This window comes from Candidatus Bandiella numerosa (assembly GCF_021811875.1).
GTDB lineage: Bacteria > Pseudomonadota > Alphaproteobacteria > Rickettsiales > Midichloriaceae > Aquirickettsia > Aquirickettsia numerosa_A.
The window spans coordinates 1-1,537 of sequence record NZ_JAJBJD010000193.1 but is presented as its reverse complement, the minus strand read 5'-3'; the positions used below and the strand labels follow the sequence as shown (position 1 = coordinate 1,537).

At 30.4% G+C, this 1,537-nt stretch carries 2 protein-coding genes; one reads left to right on the top strand and one right to left on the bottom strand.

All coding sequences use genetic code 11. The features are described from left to right. Positions 1–256: 256 nt before the first annotated feature. A complete protein-coding gene (locus tag L8D11_RS05325) occupies positions 257–517 on the bottom strand; it encodes an accessory factor UbiK family protein (protein ID WP_236870631.1) in 261 nt (86 codons plus the stop codon). Positions 518–579: 62 nt separating this feature from the next. On the opposite strand from L8D11_RS05325, the gene lgt reads away from it, so the two are divergent. Continuing rightward, on the top strand, positions 580–1,392 hold the full coding sequence (gene lgt / locus L8D11_RS05320; protein WP_236870632.1) for a prolipoprotein diacylglyceryl transferase: 813 nt from the start codon (positions 580–582) through the stop codon (positions 1,390–1,392). The last annotated feature ends 145 nt before the right edge of the window (positions 1,393–1,537 follow it).

The window sequence follows — 1,537 nt, the reverse complement described above, 5'->3', positions numbered from 1 at the left end:
AATTAGTATAGAGCAACTCTAAAAATCTAAATTTAAATTAACAAAAAAACTTAAGTGGTAGTGCCTAGAAAAAAATAAACCCCAGGAATATTGCGCTGTCTAGCGAAAAAGTGCATGAAGTCAGGAGATAGCTGCTGCCTAAAATTTAAGGGTCAGGGTTGTGTTGCGGCCATATTTCCATTAACTTGACGGTGCCACTCATGGTAGCATTTGTTATTTCTAAAAACACCTACTTTTTTATAACTTCAACACTTTTTTAGTTACTACTTCTTTCTTTTTCGTTCTTTTTACCTCTGGTTTTTTTATCTTTCATCTTTTCTAACATCAATCTATTATCTTGGGCCAATTTTTTCACTACATCAAATTCTTCCCTTGTGACAAAATTCATTTTCTTTATTAACTTTTCAATCTGCTGAGTTATGTATTCAGCTATTTCATTTTTAACATTAACAGCACTAGTGAATGTTGAGCCTGCAAGCTTTGCAAGATCATCTAATATTTTATTGTCTTTTTTCATTTTTTCAAATATTGATTCTACTTATATAAATATAAGTTATCACGTAAAAAATAATGTTTGCAATTCTTTTTCCAAATATTGATCCTATTGCTATAAATTTGGGAATTATATCTATTCGTTGGTATGGGATATCATACATAATAGGAATTTTTCTTGGTGCTTATATTTTGCAAAAAATAGAAAAAAAATTTAAAATTGCTAACCTTAATTCCAAAGATTTAGAAAATTTACTTTCATATATTATTATCGGCATAGTTATAGGTGGCAGACTAGGCTATATATTATTCTATACTCCTGATACCATATTAGAAGATTTTTGGGAGATATTTAAGATTTGGCATGGAGGAATGTCATTTCATGGAGGATTAATTGGCGTTATTGCATCTATTTGGATATTTTGCTTAAGAACTGGTAAAGTGTTTATGTCAATAACTGACCTAATTTCTTGTGTAACCCCAATTGGATTGTTCTTTGGACGCATTGCAAATTTTGTAAATGCCGAACTTTATGGAAGAAAAACAGATGTTAGTTGGGGGGTTATCTTCCCATATTCAGACTACCATCCAAGGCATCCAAGTCAACTATACGAAGCTATGTTTGAAGGCGCAGTATTATTTTTAATAATGTTATGCACTCTAAATTTTAGGCAATATTTAATTAATAAAAAAACCATCATCACTAAACAAAAAAGTATTCCTGGATTATTAAGCGGAATTTTTTTAGTTTTTTACTCCATTTTTAGAATAGCCATTGAAATTTTCAGAGAACCTGACTCTCACATTGGATATATTTTTGATATATTTTCATTAGGTCAAATCTTATGTATCCCCATGATAATTTTAGGAATTATTCTTATTTACAGAAAGGAACAATAAAAAGTTGCAACTAAGAATTGGGCATTGCTAAGCAAATATAGCGTCAAAGAAGAAATGTATATACACAGATAATTCAGCCATATCAGCGGCTTTGGAATAAGCCTTGGTTTTTCGATTGTATCTCTTGATAAAGTCTCTGAGAGAG

Coding starts and splice junctions, on each gene's coding strand:
- L8D11_RS05325 (WP_236870631.1), bottom strand. CDS start 517: ATGAAAAAAGACAATAAAATATTAGATGATCTTGCAAAGCTTGCAGGC.